This is a genomic window from Bradyrhizobium sp. Pa8 (genome assembly GCF_052588265.1).
The window spans coordinates 9,506,541-9,525,545 of sequence record NZ_CP176767.1 but is presented as its reverse complement, the minus strand read 5'-3'; the positions used below and the strand labels follow the sequence as shown (position 1 = coordinate 9,525,545).

Below are 19,005 nucleotides of genomic sequence, written 5' to 3'. Positions count from 1 at the left end.
ACCGTGCAGCAACATCAAATCGCCTCGCGCGAGCAATGGATCGCGGCCCGCAAGGCCCACCTGGCGCATGAGAAGGAGCTCAGCCAGGCCCGCGAGCGCCTCGCCGAGCAGCGCCGCGCACTGCCCTGGGTGAAGGTCGACAAGAACTATGTGTTCGACGGACCGAACGGCAAGGTGACGCTCGGCGATCTCTTCGGGGGCCGCCCACAGCTCGTGGTGCAGCACGTGATGTTCGCACCCGACTGGGAGGCCGCGTGCAAGAGCTGCTCGTTCTGGGCCGACGGTCTCGATCGCATGGTGCCGCACCTCGCCGCGCGCGACACCTCCACGGTTGCGATCTCGCTGGCGCCGGTTGCTAAGCTCGAGGCCTTCAAGAAGCGGATGGGCTGGACCTTCGACTGGGTCTCGTCAGGGAGCAACGACTTCAACTACGATTACGAGGTCTCGTTCACGCGCGAGCAGATCGACAAGGGCGTGCCGAAATACAATTTCGGCACCACGCCGTTCTACGGTCCGGAGCTGCCCGGTATCAGCGTGTTCTACCGCAACGAGGCCGGCGAGATCTTCCATACCTATTCATGCTTCGCGCGCGGTCTCGACATGATGAACGCGGCCTATCAGTATCTCGACCTCACCCCGCTCGGTCGTCACGAGGACGGCCTGCCCTATCCGATGGACTGGGTCCGCCTGCGCGACCAGTACGAGCCGCAGGCGAAGGGGGCGTGCTGCCACGGGTGAGGGGGTGCGCTCGGCCTGCACAAGCGGTGTCATCGTCCGACTTGATCGGGCGATCCAGTATTCCGAGTCGTTCGTGGTTCATCGAGAGACCGCTGCGTACTGCATTCCCCGCCTGCCGGCTGCGCTGAAGCTTCGGCGCCCCTAGACCGAGGCCCCAGCGAAGCCTTGGCGTAGCCGGGTCGCGGGGAATGACAGTGGAGGTCGGTACCACACTGTCCCTTTGCGCTCCACTTCACCGCTTCGCGTCGGCCTGCTCCGTGCCATTGCACGAGATCAGCATCGTGTACGGCCGCGCGTTGCCGGCGATGTCGGTGGTCTTGAGCTCACCCCTGGGCTCGGCGGTCTGGTAGGGCACCACGGAATTGTCAAGGAAGTCGCGCAGCATGCCGGTCTTGATGGCGAAGTTGATGTTCTCCGGAATGTTGCCGGTCGCAGCGACGATGCGCAGTGCGGGGATCTTTGCGGTGACCACGCCCACGATCTGACCGGTGGTGTCGAACAGCGGGCCGCCGCTATTGCCGGGCTGCACCGGCGCGCTGATTTGCAGGAAACGCGTGTCGTTGCGCATGCCGCTGAGCGAGCTCGCGATACCGGTCGTCACGGTGAAGTCCGACGTGAGCAAGCCATGGAAGGGAAAGCCGATTACGATGACGGAATCGCCGGAGCGGATCGAGCGGTCGCGGATCCGCGCAAAGTCCTTGAATGTCGTCGTCGATGGCGCCTGCAACAGAGCGAGATCGTTGTTGACGTCGCTCGATACGACGCGCAGCACCATCGCGGCCTCGCCGGTGAGGTTGCCCTTGATGTCGCCGACGCAGCCGTCGATCACATGGTTGTTGGTGACGACGTGGCCGTTCGCGCTGACCACGAAGCCGGTGCCGGTCTTGGCCCTGGCAACTTTGCCGCCGGCCGGCGGCGCCTGCTTGTCCGGCGCAGGCTGCGGCTTGGCGGCGATCTTGGTGAAGTCGCCGGCCTTGTCGAGCCCGTCGGCTTTTACCTTGGTCACGCAATTGGCCAATGCGGCGATCACCGGCCCGGTCGAGGTCAGATCGAAATTCAGAACGGCGCGGCCGGCTGTCGCCACCATCAGGCTCGCCTTCTGAAATGTACGTACAACATTGACCGGCATGATGGCCGTGAGCATGTTGGGCTGGTACGCCGTGGCGAACAGCCTGGCTTGCTCCTGCCCGTCAAAGGTCACGTCGATCGCGGCGTTCTCGCCTTTGTTGAAGCGGTAGCTGGGACTCGCAAAGGCGAGCGACCACGTGCCGGCGGCATTTTGGCTCACGACGAGGATGACGCCGTTCGCATAAGGCGTCGTCGCCGCGCAATGCGAGAAGGCGCCCGTCTCGTCATTGCTGAAGGCGCCGCCGATCCAGTTGCCGACATTGACGCTGCCGAATGGTCCTTTCGCATGCGCGATGCCGGCGACGCTCACCTGCAACAGAGACGCCACGACAAATGACTTGAGCCACATACTTCCTTCCCCCCGGAATGCTTTTGAAGCCATCTTATCCGGCCGAGGTCGTGCGGCGCAACCGACAGTTGTTTGTATGGATCGGACCATCCGGCTGCGACTTCCGGGCTTGCCTTTACTTTGCGGTGCTATATACTTTGCGATACAAAGTAACGGGACGGGCGGTCCCGGTTGATTGGGCGGAGCGGGGTTTTGGCGTTGCCAATGCGCGATCTCGACAAGGCACTGGCCGACATCGTGGCGATCCGCAACCAGATTGCGGCGGGCACGGCGTTCCGCGGCTATGGTCCGGCGACGATCGCAGCGACGGGCGCCGTCGCGCTTCTTACCGCAATCCTCCAATTCTGGCTGCTCGGCGATCCCACAAGCGAGCCGGTCGGCTTCTTCTTCGGCTGGTTCATGGCCGCGGTGCTCTCCGTTCTGATGATCGGCATCGAGATGCGCGCGCGCTCGCGTCGTCATCATTCTGGCCTGGCCGATGCCATGATCCATCAAGCGGTCGAGCAGTTCCTGCCCGCAGGCGTCGCCGGCGTGCTGCTCGCGGTGGTGATGTGGAAGTTCGCGAGCGAGACGCTGTGGCTGTTGCCCGGCCTGTGGCAGATTCTGGTGTCGCTCGGCATTTTCGCTTCCGTCCGCTCGCTGCCGCGCACCGTCGCGCTCGCCGGCGCCTGGTATTTCATTTCCGGCTTCGCGGTCGTGGTGCTCGCGAGCCGGACTCATACGCTATCGCCATGGACCATGGGACTGCCCTTCGTGATCGGGCAGTCGGTGATGGCGGGCATTCTGTATTTCGCGTCCGGAGACCATGATGTCGAAGACTGACAGCGCACCCTTTTCCTATGAAGGGCTCGACCGCGTCATCCACGAGAAGGCGAGGCTCGGGCTTCTGACCTCGCTGATGGCGCATCCGAAGGGTCTGGCGTTCGCCGACCTCAAGCAGCTCTGCGGCCTCACCGACGGCAATCTCAGCCGGCATCTCGCCGTGCTCCAGGAGGCCGGCCTCGTCGAGGTGACCAAGGGCTATGAGGGCAACCGCCCGCACACCACCTGCCGCCTGACCAAGGCCGGCCGCCGCCGCTTCCTCGACTATCTCGCCGTGCTCGAGCGGCTGGTGCGCGACGCCGCCAAGGCCGCCGGCCGCGACGCGCCGCCGCTCGGCCGTCTCGGTATCGTCTCGACTTGATCCCCCCTTTTTTGACCGGAGACTTTGCAATGCAAAGCGACATGACCTCTCGCAGCGAGAAGCTTCACGTCGGCATCATCATGGACGGCAACGGGCGGTGGGCGACGCGCCGCGGCCTGTCGCGCGTGCGCGGCCACGAGGCCGGCGTGGAGGCGATCCGCCGCATCGTCGAGGCCGCGCCCAAGCAGGGCATCGGGACGCTGACGCTCTACGCCTTCTCCACCGACAATTGGCGCAGGCCGAAAACCGAAGTCGCCGCGCTGATGACGTTGCTGCGCTTCTATCTCGCCAGCGAGGTGCAGAGCCTCGCCAGGAACGGCGTGCGCCTCACCGTGATCGGCCGCCGCGACCGTCTGCCCGACGGCATCGCCAATGCGATCGCGCGCGCGGAAGACGCCACCGCGCACGGCAGCGCGCTTCACCTGCGCATTGCGGTCGACTATTCCGCGCGTGACGCCATCCTCAACGCCGCGGCGAAGGCGGCGGCACTGACGAGCCTCACCCGTGAAGCCTTCTCGCAGCTCGTCACCGGCGAGGCCGGCCTGCGCGACGTCGATCTCATCATCCGCACCTCCGGTGAGAAGCGTTTGTCGGATTTCCTGCTCTGGGAAGGCGCCTATGCCGAGCTGCACTTCACCGAGCGGATGTGGCCCGAATTCGACGCGGGCGACCTCTCCGCGGCTCTGGCGTCGTTCCACGGCCGCGAGCGCCGCTTCGGCGGCCTCCAGGCGATCATGCCCGACGAGGTGCCGTCACTCTCCCGTGTGTGATGCACGCCACGGGACAACGAGCTGTTCGTTTTCAGCCGCATGATTGGCAGTGGTGTCCAAGCCGCGGAAGCGCGGTCTCGGTTAGGTGTGCGGTCCACGCAACCTGCCGAGAGCATCACGCATGTCACAGCTGTTTCCGGGAGCCATCGCCGAGCCGGTCGAACTGGCCGAAGCGAGGGGCATGGTCTGCATCAGGACCGCCAGCATATCCGATGTCGAGAATCTGTCGGTCTATTTCACCGGCCTGTCCACGACGTCGCGCAACAAGCGCTTCATGGGCGCGCGTACCGACTTCGCTCTGGTCGCGGCCGAATGCGTGGCGAAGACGGGCCGCCCCGGTCATTTCACCCTGCTCGCCGAAGTCAGGCGGGAAGGGCAGCACACCATCATCGGCGAAGCGAACTACGCCTATGATGCGACTGCACGGCATGGCGAGTTTGCCATCTCGGTCGCCGATGCGTTCCAGCGCCTGGGCCTCGGCTTGCAGATGATGACGGCGATGGAGACGCGTGCAACCGATCTTGGCCACGAGATGATCGCCGTCGAGACTGCGCGGACAAATGCCGAGATGCGTGGTCTGGCGAAGAAGGCAGGCTTCCGGGATACCGGCCTCGGAGACTGGCAGTCGGTTCACCTCGCAAAGCGCTTGTCGCGATAGCCGTCCGCGCGTTGCCGCCTGGCACGGATCGTGCTCTAGTATCGCCTGGATTTCCCCAGCGATGGGAGCTTCGGCGATGCGCGCAGTTCTGGATCATTGCACCGGCGGAACGGAGCGGCAGGTCAAGGCCGGTACGTCGGTCGTTACCGAGGGCGGCACCAGCAGCGGCCATCTCTACGTGCTCGTCGAGGGCAAGCTCGACGTGCTCAAGAGCGACACGGTGGTCGCGACCATCACCGAGCCCGGCGCCGTGTTCGGCGAGATGTCCGTGCTGCTCGGGCTGCCGCATACGGCAACGGTGCGGGCCAGCTCGGATTCGGTGATCTATGAGTTCGAGGACGCGGCGTCATTCCTCATACAGAAGCCGGAGGTGGCGCTGCTGCTCGCGCGCACGCTGGCGCAGCGACTCAACGCCGCCAACACCTATCTCGCCGATCTCAAGCGGCAATATGCCGGCCACGGCACGCATCTCGCCATGGTTGGCGAAGTGCTCCAGAGCATGATCAACCTGACGCCGCTCGAGGTTTCGCCAGGCTCGGATCGGCAATCCGATCCAAGGATGTGAGCCAGTCCGGCGGCTCCTCGATGGTGTTTGCAGACCGCTTCAGCGCTGCGCCGAGGTCGATCCACTGCGCTTGGCCCGCTGCCAGCCAGAACGCCTTGTCCGTAGCGAGATCGAGCACGATATGCGTCGGCGGCCGGCCCGGTTGCAGGCCGGCGTTGAAGACCCAGGTCTGCCCGAGCCGGTCGAACCACGAGCCGTCGGTGATGAAGGGCGACTGGTGCACATGGCCCGAGATCACCATCGACGGCTGATACTGCATGATCCACTGCACTAGATCGACGTCGCCGAAGAAGCGCTTGCCGCCCCAGCTGGTCGGTGAATTCACCGGCGGTGCATGATGCGCCCAGATCCAGCGCTGCGGGTGATTGGCGGCGGCGTCGCGCAGCTGCTCGACGATGCGCTGCTTGACCAGCGGGCCATCCCACCACGGGCACACCGTGAACAGCGTGTCGCCGATGGCGAGGCTGTCGCCGTCGCAAGTGATCCCGAGCTCTCGCACCTCCGAGATCCAGCGCGAGATCTTTTCGCCCTCCGCATTGCGCTCGTCGAGGTCGTGATTGCCGGAGCAGAGGATCACGCGGGTCTGCGCCGCGAGCAGCGCGAGGTACTTCTTCACCACCACGATCTGCGCGCGAAAATCCACCATCGAGCCGATGTCGAGCGCATCGCCGGCGAAGATCACGAGATCGAACTGCGGCGCCGCACTGACCAGCCAGTCGAGCTGCGGCAGCGAGTAGTGCAAATCGGCCACGACCAGGCAGCGCATTGAAAATCCATGGGCGGGTTTGAAAATGTCCGGGAATTCCAAAACGCTATTTATAAAGCAAGAAGCAGACCAGAATGGCTGCCTCTCTTCGTCAAGCCAATGGCCGGCCGCATGCTGCGGCGCATTGGCGTGCGCAGGTGGCCGGGCACCGCAGGGCTGGACCGTGCCATCGAATTCTGATGTCGTGGCGCATCCTCAAACGCCCGTATCCGCATGACCTCCTTCAAGACCATTCGTGCCCGCGCCGAGAAACGCAAGGGCGGCCCCAAGGCGCTCGACAAGCTGATGCCCGAAAAGCCCGACCTGAAGGGGCTCGCCAAGCTCGGGGACGATCGCATCCTCGCCGAGATGACCAGGCGGGTGTTTTGTGCCGGCTTTGCCTGGAGCGTGATCGATTCGAAATGGGACGGCTTTGAAGCGGCGTTCCTGCACTTCCAGCCGGCCAAGCTGACCTTCCAGCCCGAGGACTATTGGGAGGGCCTCTTGCGCGACGCGCGCATCGTGCGCAACGGCGCCAAGATCATGTCGGTGCGCGACAACGCCAGCTTCGTCCAGGAGATCGCAAAAGAGCACGGCAGCTTCGGCAAGTTTCTGGCGAAATGGCCGCCATCCAACGAGGTCGGCCTGCTCGATCTCCTGACCAAGCGCGGCAGCCGGCTCGGCGGCAACACCGGGCAGATGCTGCTGCGCTTCGTCGGCTGGGATGGTTTTGTCACCTCCAAGGATGTCGTCGCCTGCCTGCGCGATGCCGGCCTCGACATCGCCGAAGAGGTGAAGTCCAAGGGCGATCTCGCAAAGGTGCAGGCACAGTTCAACGCCTGGGCCGAGGAGACCGGTCTGCCCTACACATATCTGTCACGCATCTGCGCGCTCTCGGTTGGCGAGAACCGAGGCGACCACTAAGTCACGAGAAACCAGGAGAACAAAAATGGCAAAAGCCTATTGGGTTGCCACCTACCGCGCGATCAAGAGCCCCGACGCCATGGCGGCCTACGCCAAGCTGTCGCGCCCGGCCATCGAGGCCGCCGGTGGACGCGTGCTCGCGCGTGGGATGCCGGTTGCGGCCTACGAGCACGGTCTGATGGAACGGGTCGTTCTCATCGAGTTCGACAGCGTCGAGCGCGCCAAGGCGGCGTATGAAAGTCCCGCCTACAAGGCCGCTCACGAGCTGCTCGGCGACGGCGCCGACCGCGACATCCGGATCGTCGAAGCCGCCGAATAGCGCTGCAGACCGCTGGATCGTGAAGATCGTGTGGCGATCCCGTGCCGTGAGCGCGGCGGATGAAACTCGCGATCACGAAATACATTTCGCCGGAACATTTGTGCGCAGCACCCGTTCGGGAATTTGAGCCAGGCGACACAGACGCAGGGAACGCCCGTCTTGGCTCATCTCAATGAAACCCGGCACGACAGAAACGGAGCAGCCCATGAAGCTCACATCCGAACAGGTGAAGCAGACCGTCAACCAACTCGGCGCCCAGGTGCTGCCCGACGAGCATCCCGCCATGCCGCAGCTCAACAGCATGTTCGGCGAGCACACCTTCTTCGTCGACGAGACGGGCCTGAAGGTGCTCGAGCCGACCCCGTCGCTGAGCGCCGAGCGCCAGACCGGCGAAGTCGTCAGCCTCGCCGACTGGAGCGATGCCGACCTCACGCGCCTGATGGCCCACGAGCCGGAGCCGACGGGCGTGATCGTCGTGTTCGAGCATGTGAGGCATTGATTGGACCGAGCGGATCGACCTTTATCGGTGGCGGGTCTGAAAATCCCGCCACCTTCCATGACTGGTTTGGGGCCGCGCCGCGGACAAGGATCTCGCGTTCGCGGCGGGGCTTTCCAGGCTGGTTCAAATACCGAAGGTCAGCTGCGGCTCCGCATCGTCCCCGTCCTGGAGGGCGGACAGCGATACCCCCAGGAGCCTGACGCGCTTGGGCAGCGGCATCTCGGCTTCGAGCAGGCCGCAGGCCAGCCGCTCCAGATCGTCCCGGCCTGCAACCGGCGCTGTGACGGACCTGCTGCGCGTGATGATCTCGAAGTCGGCGAACTTGATCTTCAGGGTGACGGTGCGGCCGCGGTTGCCGGTCGTCTCGCAATGGCGCCAGACCTTGTCGACGAGCGGCTTGAGCTCGGCGGCCAGCGCGCCGTATTCGTCGAGGTCGGTCGAGAACGTCGTCTCCGCGCCGATCGACTTGCGGATGCGGTTAGCCCGGACCGGCCGCTCGTCGACGCCGCGTGAGATCCAGTAGTAGTAGGCGCCCGACTTGCCGAAATTCGCGTTCATGAATTCCAGCGTCTGGTTGCGGATGTCGAGGCCGGTGAACAGGCCGAGCGCATTCATCTTCGCGCTGGTCGCCGGACCTATCCCGTGGAACTTGCCGACGGGCAGCGTCTCGACGAAGGCGGGTCCCATTTCCGGCGAGATCACGAACTGACCATTGGGCTTGCGATGATCGGAGGCGAGCTTTGCAAGAAACTTGTTGTAGGAAATGCCCGCCGAAGCGTTGAGGCCGGTCTCGGCCTTGATCTTCTCTCGGATCAGCAAGGCGACGTCCCGCGCCAGCGGGATGCCTTGCAGATTCTCCGTCACGTCGAGATAGGCCTCGTCGAGCGACAATGGCTCGATGATTGGCGTGTGCTCGGCAAAGATGTCGCGGATCTGCCTGGAGATCGCCTTGTAGACCTCGAAGCGCGGCCTGACGAAGATCAGGTCGGGACATTGCCGCTTCGCCGTCACCGAGGGCATCGCAGAGCGAACGCCGAACTTGCGGGCCTCGTAGCTCGCGGCCGCGACGACGCCGCGTTCCGCGGAGCCTCCGACCGCGACCGGCTTGCCGCGCAGCTCCGGATTGTCGCGCTGCTCCACGGACGCATAGAAAGCATCCATGTCGATATGGATGATCTTGCGGACGGGCGTGGCCTCGCCAGTCACCGTGCCGGATTCGCTCATGGGAAGATGATACAATTGCGCAAGGAGAAGCGCGAGGTGATGGATGCTTCTACTATTGGTCTTCGTCGTCGGTGTGGTCGGCATCGGCTGGTTGATCGGTGCGACCAATCTTCCGGGAGAATGGTATGTGGCCCTCGCCAAACCGGATTTCGTGCCGCCGAACTGGGCGTTCCCGGTGGCCTGGACCATCCTTTACATCCTGATCGCCATCGCGGGCTGGCGGACTTTTCGCCGTGAGCCGTCGGGTCGAGCGATGCAGGTCTGGGCCGCGCAGCTGGCGCTCAATTTCGTCTGGTCCCCGGTGATGTTCACGATGCACCAGATCGGCGCCGCACTCGTCATCCTCATCTGTCTGTTCGTTGCGATCGTGACTTACATCAGTCTCGAGATGTCACGGGACAGGCTGGCCGCCGCGTTGTTCCTGCCTTACGCAGCCTGGGTCGCCTTTGCCGGCGTGCTCAATGCGGCCATCTGGCGCCTGAATTGAGACGATCTGTCCAAGGTTCATCAAAGAGCAATCTCAGGCTTGTGAGTGGCGAGCCTAGGCTCGCGTTTCTATATGGGAGCGCGGAGGACAGCCAATGCAATACAGCTCCGAGCTCGTTCAGACCATGCGCCAGGCCCTCGAGACCGTGATGGCGAGCGTGCCGGCCCATCAGTCGGTGTTCGGTCTGAAAGCCGCTGTCGCCGAATGCATTTTGAAGGCTGCCGCGCACGGTCATACGTCGTATGACGCCCTGGTGACGTCCGCCTCCGATCAGATCCAGTCGATCATCTCGATGCTGACGTGAGTGCTTGCGCTGGGAGGCAGGCGGCAGATCCGGAGTTCATGCCGACGGAGGCGCCCATAGGAACTCAGGACGAATGCCCTGCTGGATGAGGTCTGTGCCAAGCGACTGAAGTGTGAACATGGCGCCGATGCTGGGTCTTGCACCGCTTGTCCAGCACGTTTGAAGCCCGATCAAGAGCTGCGACAGGGCCTGATTGAACGCAAGCGACGGACTCGGTGTGACGGTCGATTGCTGAAAATCGAACCAGGTTGGAAACGGGATTGGTGCTCCCGTAAAGCTCCAGTGACCAGCCGCATCCTGCACCAGCGTTTTCTCGGTGTAGATTTCCTTGAAGACATAATAGTGGGCGAACGTTGCATTGCCGGTTGGGGGTTGGTTAGGAGAGCCTTCCGTACCTTCACCTTCGCCCTTGATCAGCAGGATCGCCGCCTGCGCATCGGCGATGCTCTTGATCGGCGTTGCTTCCCCCGAATTGACCGCGAAAGCGCTGGCATTGATCGCGGGATTGACCGTGGTGAAACCTTCGGCGATCGCATCGTAGAAATCACCGATCGTCGCGGGTCCCGTTCTTGCGGTGAGCGCGACCGGTGGAAATTCCGGATACTCGATCTGCATGAAGACCTGAACTTGATCTGGCGTAAGCGGCTTCAGATCAACGGGCAACTTTTGCAGAATTCCTCCGGGCAGGACATTGGTCGGATAGCTCGGAATGAAGGCCGCATTGGCAATGGATGGCACGCCGCCGATCGCGGTCAGCATGTTGCCTGCCAAGGCGAAGTGATACATCTCCTGCACCACAATGTCCTCAATCATACCGCCGACGCCGCCCGCGTCGCTGTTGATCGACCATTGCGCGCAAAGATAAGGCGGGATGGTGGAGAACTCCAATTGCATCGCGGTCTGGAGTGCGTCCTTCAGGTCGGAAAGCGTCGTAATGCGATCCTCGACGAACTGGGCGATGGTTTTCATCTGAAGCACCCCTCCCGACTCGGTTGATTGCGAAGCCCTGTTCCTGGCGCCGCCACTGGACCGACGCCGTCAAGCAGGTTCCGTGTTGGCTCATTGCTTGCGGGACGAGCGCTCCTGGGGTGATTCAGTCCGACAATAACCGGATATCGGTCTGCGACATCACGCCTGCAATCGGACCTGCCCCGATGATCGCGACCAGAAACATGCTGCGATCAGGCTCATTTTCGCAACCCGTAAACAATAGTACAATTTAAGGGTGCAATCAATTGCGCAGTTGGTCAGAGATTTGTGACCGCTTTTCCATTCGACATGCTTAGCCGGACGCGCGCGCGACGTTGCGAAGGCCAGATTGTGAGGCGCAACATTTGATGGATGGTGCCGTCACAACGTCAAAAGCCGGCACACAGTCTCGGTCCGGCACACAGTCTCGGCAAAGAGTAAGGAGACTGGCGCACCCGACACGATTCGAACGTGTGACCTTTGCCTTCGGAGGGCAACGCTCTATCCAGCTGAGCTACGGGTGCTAGTCGAGGTTCATTTAGCCGATTGGCGGGGGGTGGGCAACCTCCGCTTTGCCCCGGCCCGGACGCCCGGCATCGCCCAATTCCTGGTCTTATGCTTCAATCCCGGAGGGCGGCCGGTCCCGAGATCTCGCCGGAATCGGTCACGAACATCAACGGGCCCGTCTCCGAGGTGGCGAACACGGCCGCGGTGAGCGGGCCGCCAAAGCAGGCGCCGGTATCCAGATTCAACCGGTTGGCTCGCAGATCAGGTGTCCCGGACCGGACCGGCGTATGACCATGGACAACGAAAAGCCCGTGGTCGTGATCCGACGACAGGAAGGGTTCCCGGATCCACAGCAAGTCTCGCTCGGACTGCGACGCCAGCGACACGTCCGGCCGTAGCCCAGCGTGGACGAAAACTCGTCCATGCTCGATTTTCATCAGCGGAAGTGCGCGTATCCAGTCGAGATGCTCGCTCGGCAGGTCGGCGGGATCGTCGATCCCGTAACTGTCGAGCGTCTGCTCGCCGCCGTTTCCCCACCAATTCATCAGGTCGCGGTCGGTGCGCTCCATGTCGGCCGCGCGAAGCAGCATCTCCTCATGGTTGCCCCGCAGACAGACGAAGGGGCGGTCCTGCTTCCCCTCGCTGCCGACGAGAAAATCCATCACCTCGCGGCTTTGGGGTCCCCGGTCGATATAGTCCCCGACAAGCACAAACTGCGCGCTCCGCTCGCCGCGAAGCTCCTCGCACGCAGCGAGCAGCGACGTCAGCTTGTCAAAGCAGCCGTGGATGTCGCCGATCGCGAAGGTGAGCAGTTCTTGCTCGGGAAGCGGCAAAATAAGGTTTCTCCCGCGTGCCGGCTCAGATGGTGAGACCCTTTGACGTGCCTTTGAACTTGATCCGCTCCGGACCCACGCCGACTTTCGAGAGCGATTCGATGACTCTGTGTTTCAGCGTCTTGCCGTCGTCATCCTTGCGATCGCGTTGAATCGCGGTGAAATCATAGACGAGCAACCCGACATTGGCGCTGCTCACGTTGAGCTTGGCCCCGTCCGCAACAGCGCGGATCGCCGCAGCCACATTGCGATGTTCGTTGCTCCATTTCGCCATGTCGGCCAGATTCTTCGCGACGCATCGATAGCTGTCTTCGATCTCCGTCTTGTGAAGGTCGATCACCTTCTGATAGTCCGCGATCTGACCGACAATATCGCCGTTCTCCAGCTCGGGGTTGCTGAACGTCTTGGCCTCCCAGAACACCAGATCTACGCCGTTCGCCGTCGTTTCGAAGTTCGCCAGGTCCATGCGGGGGAGGTTCCGCTTGATGTCGGGGATGTCGGATGCGTTGATCGCGATCTCGACGTCCACGACGGAGTCATTGGCCGTCGCGATCTCGTGGACGCCTTCCTTCTCCTGTCCGGAATAGAGTGATGCGGCCCTTTTTAGTCTCCCCAGCGTCTCTCCGCGTTTGTATTCGCGCGTCAGCATTCTTGGCTCGGCCTCGCCGAAGGCGAACTTCCCCTCGACGAGCGAAACCTGATCCTTCAAGTCCGGATTCAGCAGATATTTCTCATGCGTCGAGGCGGTCACTTTCCCGCCCTTGAATGACACTTTGAAGATGGATTGTCCCTGCCAATAGACGTTCAGGTACTCGTCCCGAATGCCGATGATGAGTGTGGGATCGGCGAGAACGTCTTTCCACCAGCCATCCTGCTGGGCGAGTGTTTCGAGTGCCCTGCGAAAGTCGTCACCCCGGATTCCGCGTCTGAAGCTCATCTCATACCTCCCACCATTCGCCATCGCTGCGTCGCGTGACGTTGTCAAAATATCTGGAGAAACTGTCGCCTTCGAATGTGTGAACGGGCACCAGCCTGTCCGGCTGTATTGCGTTCGCGAGCCGCTTGAGATCGAGGATGCTGGCGTGGCCCGAGGTGTGGATGATCTCGATGGGAACGCCGCGTGTCGCGAGATCCGCCTTCAGCCGGGCGGCAGGACCGTCCTTGAGATATCCGTCCCATTGCGACCAGATCGCCCTGGTGCCGGGCCAGAGATTTGCGGCCTCCACGTCGTGGGCCATTGCCGGACGAAACAGCATCACGGTGCGATCGGCGATCTCGGTGATGTGCTCGCGGTAGATCCGTGCGGATTTGTAGGGATCCAGCAGGTCGAAGCGCTTTTTCCTTGCGATCTGCCGCCGTTGATACTCCGGCACATAGACCGACAAATTGGGCCAGCCGACGTTCGGCAAGCGCTCGTTGCCGGTGGCCAGCAATATCTCCATTGCGTAGAGATCCAGCAGCAGCGTCCGGCCGCTGCGCTTGCAGGCGCGATAGATACTGACGATGCGATCGATGTTCTGCGCGGACGCCGAGAGGATGACGAAGCCTGGCTGCCTAAAACTCTGGGTCAGCCTCGCCTCGATGTCGTCCTCCGTCGGGAATTGCGTGTGCTCGTCGAGACGGCCGAGGCTCGACCCCTCCATCAGCATCGTGTCGATACCGCGGGGCGGATTGCTCACCAATCGCTCGAACAGACCGCCCTTGCGACCGTGCGCACGGATGTCGCCGCTGTAGAACAGACGCCGGCCGGCAGCCTGGATCAGCAGCGCATAGGCATCATAGGCCGAGTGATCGACAAGATAGGGCGTGATGCTGAACGGGCCGATCTGGAAGGTTCTGCGATCGTTCAGCTCGAATGAAACATTGGGCACGAAGGCGTTGGGCACGAAAGGAGCCGCCGCACACATGATGCGCGCGGTCGCAGCGCCCATGGCGAGGGGGACATTGGGTCTGCACAGGGGGAGCAAACCCCAATGATCACCGTGTCCGTGCGACAGGACAACCGCACGCAGGGTTGGATCTTTGACGCGAAGCCCGGCCACAGGCGGGAGAAGATCGTCGGACGCGCCGTCGGCATCCAGCGGAAGTCCAAGGTCGAGCAGGATTCGCTCGCCCGCGGCCTCGAGCTCGATGCAGGTGCCACCAATTTGCTGCGTTCCGCGGTGGACACGTCCGCGAAACGAACCGGCTGCTTCCGTCATCGGCGGTTGGTCTCGGCCGAGCCGGCTTCGGCCGTCACTCGCGACCAGGCGATGGCGTTTTTGGCGGAGGGGAGGGCACTGCGGGATGGGCGGGGAAACTTCAAAGCGAATACGGCTCCAGGCAACGACTTATCTATATTCAAACGAGCGCCCGAGAAATTGCGGCTTTTCGAGAAGAAAATGTCCGTGTTGTTCCGGCGCAACATCATCTGCTGGTGAGGCCGAACGCAATAGAACCTTCGGTGGGATGAACGTTCAGCCCCGGCTAAACCGGCGATTGGCGGCGACTTGAATCCCGGGCGAGCCGCGATCGGCGCGCACGAACTCCGCAAGCAGGCGTTCGGAGCAGATGACGCGGTTGCGGCCGAGCCGTTTTGCCGCATAGAGCGCCTCGTCGGCCGCACCCAGCAGCCGGTCGGGGCTGCTGTCGACCTCAGTGGGAATATGGCTGGCGACGCCGACGCTGAGGGTGACGTGGTCGCCGGCGCCAACAGCTCCATGAGCGATCCGCAAGGCCATGACGGCACGGCGGATCTCCTCGGCGATGGCGCAGGCGGCATCGCAATCCATGTCGGGCAGGATCAGTGCGAACTCTTCCCCGCCATAGCGGCTGGCGAGGTCGAGCGGGCGTACGGCATGGCGGCTGACGACATCCGCGACCGCGCGCAGGCATTCGTCGCCGCTCTGGTGGCCATGCCGGTCGTTGAACAGCTTGAAATGATCGACGTCGACGAACAGCAGCGCCATCGGCTTTTGCGTCCGCTGGGCGCGGGCCCATTCGCTCATCAGCATCTGGTCGAAGGCGCGCCGGTTCGACAGGCCGGTCAGCCCGTCCTTGGTCGCGAGCTCCTTGAGCGCCGTCTCGGCGCGCTTCTGATCGGTGAGGTCGCGCAGCGTCTCCACCACGGCGATCAGATGGCCGGCCTCGTCATGGATGGGACCGGCGTCGATCGCGAGATAGAGCTGGCTGCCGAGCTTGGGCATCACGCACCAGTTCTCCGCGGAAAAGCCGAGCCCGTTATGGCCGCGTGCGGCATATTCCGAATAATACTCCGGCAGCTGCTCGGGACGGTCGAGCGCGACCAGGTCGGCGAGGCAGGGGCGCCGGGTCTCGTAGAAGGCCTGCCAGTGTTTCGTCGTGCCGATCACTTCAGTGGCGGGGACGCCGGTCAGCCGCTCGCAGGCTCTGTTCCAGATCACGACGCGGCGCTTGGGGTCGATCACGAAGGTCGGCACCACCAGATGCTGCATCAGCCGCACGGCATAGGAATCCGCGACGTCGACGGCTTTCGTTGACGTTTTCCTCGGCTTCGCCATCTCAGGCCACCGCCGCCACCGGCGCGGCATCGTTCGGACCGAACAGCTTTCGCACCTCGGCGGCCGGCTTCGGTTTGCTGAACAGATAACCCTGCATCTCCGTGCAGCCGAGCGCGCGCAGCATCTCGCGCTGCGCCTCGGTCTCGACGCCCTCGGCGACGGTGGTCATGTGGCTCGCCGCAGCGATGTTCACCACCGCCTGCACGATCACGGGCGCGCCGCTGGTCTCCGCGATATCGGCGACGAAGCAGCGGTCGATCTTGATCTTGTCGAACGGGAAGCGCTTCAGATAGCTCAGCGAGGAATAGCCGGTGCCGAAATCGTCGAGCGCGATGCGCACGCCGATGGAACGGAGCTGGTGCAGGATCGAGAGCGCGGCCTCGTCGTCGCGGATCAGCACGGCCTCGGTGATTTCGAGCTCGAGCCGGGAGGGAGCGAGCCCGGAGGCGGCGAGTGCGCCGGCAATCCGCAGCGCCAGCGTGTCGCATTTGAGCTGCACCGGCGAGACGTTGACCGCAATCCGCACATGCGCCGGCCAGGTCGCGGCCTCGTTGCAGGCCATGCGCAGCACCCAGTCGCCGAGCTCGTTGATCAGGCCGGTATCCTCGGCGATCGGAATGAACTCCGCCGGCGACACCCAGCCGCGTTCGGGATGCCGCCAGCGCAGCAGCGCCTCGCAGCCCGACACGTCGTTGGTGCGCAGGTCGACCAGCGGCTGGTAGTGGATCTCGAAGCCGCCGTTCACCAGCGCCTGGCGCAGATCCTGCTCCATGGTCAGGCGCGCCTTGGCGCTCGCATCCATCTCCGGCTCGAAGAAGCGATGGGTGCGGCGTCCTTCGGCCTTGGCGCCGTACATCGCAAGATCGGCGTGCTTGATGAGCTGGTCGAGATCGGTCCCGTCCTGCGGCGCCAGCGCGATGCCGATGCTGGCGTCGGTGGAGAGCTGATGGCCGAGGCAGTGATAAGGCTGGCGGATCGCCTCGTAGATCCGCGTCACGAATGACAGCACATCCGCAGAGGACTGGATTGCGGTCTGGATCACGGCGAATTCGTCGCCGCCGAGCCGTGCGATCAGGTCGCTCTTCTTGAGGCAACCGCGGAGGCGGGTCGCGATCGCCTTCAGCAGCTCGTCGCCGACGTGATGGCCGAGTGAATCGTTGATGCCCTTGAATTCGTCGACGTCGATATAGAGCAGCGCGAACTGCTCGCCGCCGGCGACCTTCGCGAGCTCGCGCTCGATCTGGTCGCGGAACAGCGTGCGGTTCGGCAGGTCCGTCAGCGCATCGTAATGCGCCATGTGCGCAATCTTCTCGTGGGCGCGCCGCCGCTCGGTGACATCCTCGACGACGCTGATGAGGTAGCGCGGCTCGCCGGACTTGTCGCGAATGCCGATCCGGGTCGATGTGATGTAGCGCGGTCCCTTGGTCTGGCTCTGCCAGGCGTGCTCGTCCTTGAACAATCCCCCGGGCGCCTGCAGCGCCTTGCTGTCGTCGTCGTTGACGATCCTGGCGGCGGCCTCCGGATACATGTCGAAGGGGGTCTTGCCGACGATGACGTCACCCGACTGGCCGAACTGCTCCTCGGCGGTCCGGTTGACCAGCAGATATTGCCGCGTCCGGGCATCCTTCACCGTGATCTGCGAGGGGATGTGATCGATGATCTCGCGCAGGAACATATAGTTGCGGTCGCGTTCCTGCTCCAGATTGCGCCGCTCGGTGATTTCCTCGATCGTGGCGACCCATCCGCCCTGCGCCAGCGGGGTGTTGATGACCTGGAAGGCGCGGCCGTTGGGCAGTTCGTGGATCCTGCTGGAAACCTTGCCTTCGGCGACGACCCGCATCACATCGGCGCAAAACGTCTCGACGTCGCCGCCGAACGCGCCACGCTCCTTGCGATGCTGCATCGCCTCGCGGATGTGACAGCCGGGCTTGATGACGTCGTGGGACAGGCCGAACATCTCGGAGTAGCGGCGGTTGCAGGTGACGATAAATCCGCCGGCGTCGTACAGGATCAGCCCTTGCGACATGTTGTTCAGGGCGGTGTCGAGCCGCAGCCGTTCCGCTTCGATCCGTTCCTGGGCTTCCCGGTTCTGCCGGCTGATCTGGCGGATGATCAGGAAGAGGATCAACGCGATCACGATCGCCGAAAGCGTTGCCGTGGTGACCATGAAGCCGGTCTGCTGACGCCAGTCGGCCAGCGCGGCGCTCGTGGTGTTGGTCGCGACGATGACCAGCGGGAAATGCGACAGCGAGGCCCCCGAGCCGAGGCGGTCCTCGCCGTCGATCGGACCCTTGACGCGCAGCGTGTGCCGGCCGCCCTCGGCCAGCATCTTGCGCATCAGCGGCGCGTCCTTGAAATTCCTGCCGATCAGCTCTTCGACATGCGGATAGCGCGCCAGCATCTTGCCTTCGCGGTCGAACAGCGAGATTGCCGTACCCTCGGCAAGCACGACGGATGCGAAATACTGCGAGTAGCTGTCCGGATCGATCCGCCGGACCATTGCGCCGAGGAAGGTGCCGTCCGCGCCGGTCAGCCGCCGCGCGACGATCGTGGTCCATTTATCGATGATGAAGCTGCGGACCGATTCCAGGATGACCGTTTCGGCCATCGGATCGGATTTGAACCTCTGGAAGTAGGCGCGCGAGGAGACGTTGATCTTGGGCAGCGGTTGGGCCCGCGACCAGTTGATCAGCTCGCCGTCGGCATCGTAGATCGCGATGTCGCCGAGATAGGAGACGGAGCTGATCTCGCTCCGCAGCATCTGGTTCGTCGCGAGCCCGGACATGCGCTCGCGAAACATCGCCGGCGAGGTGATCTCCGGCAGGTTCATCTGCCCGATCAGGTCGGCGGCGACGACGTCGGAATCCTGGAATTGCTGATCGAAGTGCCGCGCGATCAGCTGCACCGTGTTTTCCAGCTCGCGCTCGCGGTTGGCCAGGGTCCGCTCGCGGAATTCGCCGACGGCCATGGCGGTCACGGCGAAGATCCCGGCGACCAGCAACACACCGCACAGGGTTAGCCACAGGACGGGACCACGCCGCGCCAAGGCCGCCCAGCCGTTGGTCGCGGCTGATGACATTCCGGCTGTCACCGTGGAAAAGACCTGGTGCATTCCCCCCTCCCTGGAGGGACAGGAATACACCGCACAAATGGCGCAAACCTTAGGAAAGCCAGTTACCTAAGCATTAATCCGGTTGTGCAGCCGCGCCCGTATGCAGTGGGGCGGGAATCACGTCGCGGTTGTGCCGTGCCCATCACAACCGCTGCGCTGCATCATTAATGCCG

22 protein-coding genes and 1 tRNA gene are annotated in these 19,005 nt (G+C 63.4%); 13 read left to right on the top strand and 10 right to left on the bottom strand.

Annotation, left to right across the window (positions count from 1 at the left end; all coding sequences use genetic code 11):
* The first annotated feature begins 3 nt into the window (after positions 1–3).
* On the top strand, positions 4–738 hold the full coding sequence (locus ACKWRH_RS45155) for a DUF899 domain-containing protein (RefSeq protein ID WP_445218799.1): 735 nt from the start codon (positions 4–6) through the stop codon (positions 736–738).
* 232 nt (positions 739–970) lie between these two features.
* Here the strand turns inward: ACKWRH_RS45155 and ACKWRH_RS45150 are convergent, their stop codons facing one another.
* Positions 971–2,215 carry a S1C family serine protease gene (locus ACKWRH_RS45150; RefSeq protein ID WP_445218798.1) on the bottom strand — a complete coding sequence of 415 codons (1,245 nt, stop codon included), beginning with the start codon at positions 2,213–2,215 and terminating at the stop codon, positions 971–973.
* A gap of 204 nt (positions 2,216–2,419) precedes the next feature.
* On the opposite strand from ACKWRH_RS45150, the gene ACKWRH_RS45145 reads away from it, so the two are divergent.
* The 5 genes from ACKWRH_RS45145 (at position 2,420) to ACKWRH_RS45125 (ending at position 5,391) form a co-directional block, all read left to right on the top strand.
* Entirely contained in the window at positions 2,420–3,037 is a 618-nt protein-coding gene (locus ACKWRH_RS45145) for a hypothetical protein (protein ID WP_028155350.1), read from the top strand.
* Positions 3,024–3,398: a winged helix-turn-helix domain-containing protein gene (locus ACKWRH_RS45140; RefSeq protein WP_014491036.1), complete on the top strand. Its 375-nt coding sequence runs from the start codon at positions 3,024–3,026 to the stop codon at positions 3,396–3,398. The genes ACKWRH_RS45145 and ACKWRH_RS45140 overlap by 14 nt, the downstream gene beginning before the upstream one ends.
* A gap of 29 nt (positions 3,399–3,427) precedes the next feature.
* Complete coding sequence (locus ACKWRH_RS45135) at positions 3,428–4,168, top strand: di-trans,poly-cis-decaprenylcistransferase (protein ID WP_445218797.1); 741 nt, start codon at positions 3,428–3,430, stop codon at positions 4,166–4,168.
* A gap of 121 nt (positions 4,169–4,289) precedes the next feature.
* Positions 4,290–4,826, top strand: a complete 537-nt coding sequence (locus ACKWRH_RS45130; protein ID WP_445218796.1) for a GNAT family N-acetyltransferase — start codon at positions 4,290–4,292, stop codon at positions 4,824–4,826.
* A 76-nt stretch (positions 4,827–4,902) separates the two neighbouring features.
* A complete protein-coding gene (locus ACKWRH_RS45125; RefSeq protein WP_445218795.1) occupies positions 4,903–5,391 on the top strand; it encodes a Crp/Fnr family transcriptional regulator in 489 nt (162 codons plus the stop codon).
* Here ACKWRH_RS45125 and ACKWRH_RS45120 read toward each other — a convergent pair.
* Complete coding sequence (locus ACKWRH_RS45120; RefSeq protein WP_445218794.1) at positions 5,330–6,157, bottom strand: metallophosphoesterase family protein; 828 nt, start codon at positions 6,155–6,157, stop codon at positions 5,330–5,332. The two genes, ACKWRH_RS45125 and ACKWRH_RS45120, sit on opposite strands and share 62 nt — an antisense overlap.
* A gap of 9 nt (positions 6,158–6,166) precedes the next feature.
* On the opposite strand from ACKWRH_RS45120, the gene ACKWRH_RS45115 reads away from it, so the two are divergent.
* The 4 genes from ACKWRH_RS45115 (at position 6,167) to ACKWRH_RS45100 (ending at position 7,878) form a co-directional block, all read left to right on the top strand.
* Complete coding sequence (locus ACKWRH_RS45115) at positions 6,167–6,337, top strand: hypothetical protein (protein ID WP_445218793.1); 171 nt, start codon at positions 6,167–6,169, stop codon at positions 6,335–6,337.
* 33 nt (positions 6,338–6,370) lie between these two features.
* On the top strand, positions 6,371–7,060 hold the full coding sequence (locus tag ACKWRH_RS45110) for a DNA-3-methyladenine glycosylase I (protein WP_445218792.1): 690 nt from the start codon (positions 6,371–6,373) through the stop codon (positions 7,058–7,060).
* 25 nt (positions 7,061–7,085) lie between these two features.
* Complete coding sequence (locus ACKWRH_RS45105) at positions 7,086–7,379, top strand: DUF1330 domain-containing protein (protein ID WP_445218791.1); 294 nt, start codon at positions 7,086–7,088, stop codon at positions 7,377–7,379.
* Between the two features lie 205 nt (positions 7,380–7,584).
* Positions 7,585–7,878 carry a hypothetical protein gene (locus ACKWRH_RS45100; protein WP_334533495.1) on the top strand — a complete coding sequence of 98 codons (294 nt, stop codon included), beginning with the start codon at positions 7,585–7,587 and terminating at the stop codon, positions 7,876–7,878.
* Positions 7,879–8,001: 123 nt separating this feature from the next.
* On the opposite strand, the gene dinB is transcribed toward ACKWRH_RS45100, so the two are convergent.
* Positions 8,002–9,102: a DNA polymerase IV gene (gene dinB, locus ACKWRH_RS45095; RefSeq protein ID WP_445218790.1), complete on the bottom strand. Its 1,101-nt coding sequence runs from the start codon at positions 9,100–9,102 to the stop codon at positions 8,002–8,004.
* A gap of 43 nt (positions 9,103–9,145) precedes the next feature.
* On the opposite strand from dinB, the gene ACKWRH_RS45090 reads away from it, so the two are divergent.
* Entirely contained in the window at positions 9,146–9,589 is a 444-nt protein-coding gene (locus tag ACKWRH_RS45090; RefSeq protein WP_445218789.1) for a TspO/MBR family protein, read from the top strand.
* Positions 9,590–9,683: 94 nt separating this feature from the next.
* Positions 9,684–9,893 (top strand): hypothetical protein, encoded by a 210-nt coding sequence (locus ACKWRH_RS45085; RefSeq protein ID WP_166066169.1) that lies wholly within the window; start codon positions 9,684–9,686, stop codon positions 9,891–9,893.
* A 36-nt stretch (positions 9,894–9,929) separates the two neighbouring features.
* Here the strand turns inward: ACKWRH_RS45085 and ACKWRH_RS45080 are convergent, their stop codons facing one another.
* The 5 genes from ACKWRH_RS45080 to ACKWRH_RS45060 form a co-directional block, all read right to left on the bottom strand.
* Entirely contained in the window at positions 9,930–10,862 is a 933-nt protein-coding gene (locus ACKWRH_RS45080) for a ferritin-like domain-containing protein (RefSeq protein ID WP_445218788.1), read from the bottom strand.
* Between the two features lie 447 nt (positions 10,863–11,309).
* Positions 11,310–11,386 (bottom strand) — tRNA-Arg (locus ACKWRH_RS45075).
* Between the two features lie 96 nt (positions 11,387–11,482).
* Positions 11,483–12,202 (bottom strand): metallophosphoesterase family protein, encoded by a 720-nt coding sequence (locus tag ACKWRH_RS45070; RefSeq protein ID WP_445218787.1) that lies wholly within the window; start codon positions 12,200–12,202, stop codon positions 11,483–11,485.
* Between the two features lie 25 nt (positions 12,203–12,227).
* On the bottom strand, positions 12,228–13,139 hold the full coding sequence (locus ACKWRH_RS45065; protein ID WP_445218786.1) for a hypothetical protein: 912 nt from the start codon (positions 13,137–13,139) through the stop codon (positions 12,228–12,230).
* Position 13,140: 1 nt separating this feature from the next.
* Positions 13,141–14,283: an MBL fold metallo-hydrolase gene (locus ACKWRH_RS45060; RefSeq protein WP_445222594.1), complete on the bottom strand. Its 1,143-nt coding sequence runs from the start codon at positions 14,281–14,283 to the stop codon at positions 13,141–13,143.
* Here ACKWRH_RS45060 and ACKWRH_RS45055 point away from each other — a divergent pair.
* Positions 14,176–14,622 carry a hypothetical protein gene (locus ACKWRH_RS45055; RefSeq protein WP_445222638.1) on the top strand — a complete coding sequence of 149 codons (447 nt, stop codon included), beginning with the start codon at positions 14,176–14,178 and terminating at the stop codon, positions 14,620–14,622. The two genes, ACKWRH_RS45060 and ACKWRH_RS45055, sit on opposite strands and share 108 nt — an antisense overlap.
* Positions 14,623–14,658: 36 nt before the next feature.
* On the opposite strand, the gene ACKWRH_RS45050 is transcribed toward ACKWRH_RS45055, so the two are convergent.
* Positions 14,659–15,720, bottom strand: coding sequence for a sensor domain-containing diguanylate cyclase (locus ACKWRH_RS45050; protein WP_445218785.1), 1,062 nt, complete (start codon positions 15,718–15,720; stop codon positions 14,659–14,661).
* A gap of 1 nt (position 15,721) precedes the next feature.
* Positions 15,722–18,832 carry a bifunctional diguanylate cyclase/phosphodiesterase gene (locus tag ACKWRH_RS45045; protein ID WP_445218784.1) on the bottom strand — a complete coding sequence of 1,037 codons (3,111 nt, stop codon included), beginning with the start codon at positions 18,830–18,832 and terminating at the stop codon, positions 15,722–15,724.
* Positions 18,833–19,005: the final 173 nt, after the last annotated feature.

Excerpts from the sequence above, each read along its gene's own strand:
- ACKWRH_RS45150 (WP_445218798.1), bottom strand. The coding sequence starts at position 2,215 with ATGTGGCTCAAGTCATTTGTCGTGGCGTCTCTGTTGCAGGTGAGCGTC.
- ACKWRH_RS45145 (WP_028155350.1), top strand. The coding sequence starts at position 2,420 with ATGCGCGATCTCGACAAGGCACTGGCCGACATCGTGGCGATCCGCAAC.
- ACKWRH_RS45140 (WP_014491036.1), top strand. The coding sequence starts at position 3,024 with ATGTCGAAGACTGACAGCGCACCCTTTTCCTATGAAGGGCTCGACCGC.
- ACKWRH_RS45135 (WP_445218797.1), top strand. The coding sequence starts at position 3,428 with ATGCAAAGCGACATGACCTCTCGCAGCGAGAAGCTTCACGTCGGCATC.
- ACKWRH_RS45130 (WP_445218796.1), top strand. The coding sequence starts at position 4,290 with ATGTCACAGCTGTTTCCGGGAGCCATCGCCGAGCCGGTCGAACTGGCC.
- ACKWRH_RS45125 (WP_445218795.1), top strand. The coding sequence starts at position 4,903 with ATGCGCGCAGTTCTGGATCATTGCACCGGCGGAACGGAGCGGCAGGTC.
- ACKWRH_RS45120 (WP_445218794.1), bottom strand. The coding sequence starts at position 6,157 with ATGCGCTGCCTGGTCGTGGCCGATTTGCACTACTCGCTGCCGCAGCTC.
- ACKWRH_RS45115 (WP_445218793.1), top strand. The coding sequence starts at position 6,167 with ATGGGCGGGTTTGAAAATGTCCGGGAATTCCAAAACGCTATTTATAAA.
- ACKWRH_RS45110 (WP_445218792.1), top strand. The coding sequence starts at position 6,371 with ATGACCTCCTTCAAGACCATTCGTGCCCGCGCCGAGAAACGCAAGGGC.
- ACKWRH_RS45105 (WP_445218791.1), top strand. The coding sequence starts at position 7,086 with ATGGCAAAAGCCTATTGGGTTGCCACCTACCGCGCGATCAAGAGCCCC.
- ACKWRH_RS45100 (WP_334533495.1), top strand. The coding sequence starts at position 7,585 with ATGAAGCTCACATCCGAACAGGTGAAGCAGACCGTCAACCAACTCGGC.
- dinB (WP_445218790.1), bottom strand. The coding sequence starts at position 9,102 with ATGAGCGAATCCGGCACGGTGACTGGCGAGGCCACGCCCGTCCGCAAG.
- ACKWRH_RS45090 (WP_445218789.1), top strand. The coding sequence starts at position 9,146 with ATGCTTCTACTATTGGTCTTCGTCGTCGGTGTGGTCGGCATCGGCTGG.
- ACKWRH_RS45085 (WP_166066169.1), top strand. The coding sequence starts at position 9,684 with ATGCAATACAGCTCCGAGCTCGTTCAGACCATGCGCCAGGCCCTCGAG.
- ACKWRH_RS45080 (WP_445218788.1), bottom strand. The coding sequence starts at position 10,862 with ATGAAAACCATCGCCCAGTTCGTCGAGGATCGCATTACGACGCTTTCC.
- ACKWRH_RS45065 (WP_445218786.1), bottom strand. The coding sequence starts at position 13,139 with ATGAGCTTCAGACGCGGAATCCGGGGTGACGACTTTCGCAGGGCACTC.
- ACKWRH_RS45055 (WP_445222638.1), top strand. The coding sequence starts at position 14,176 with ATGATCACCGTGTCCGTGCGACAGGACAACCGCACGCAGGGTTGGATC.
- ACKWRH_RS45050 (WP_445218785.1), bottom strand. The coding sequence starts at position 15,720 with ATGGCGAAGCCGAGGAAAACGTCAACGAAAGCCGTCGACGTCGCGGAT.
- ACKWRH_RS45045 (WP_445218784.1), bottom strand. The coding sequence starts at position 18,832 with ATGCACCAGGTCTTTTCCACGGTGACAGCCGGAATGTCATCAGCCGCG.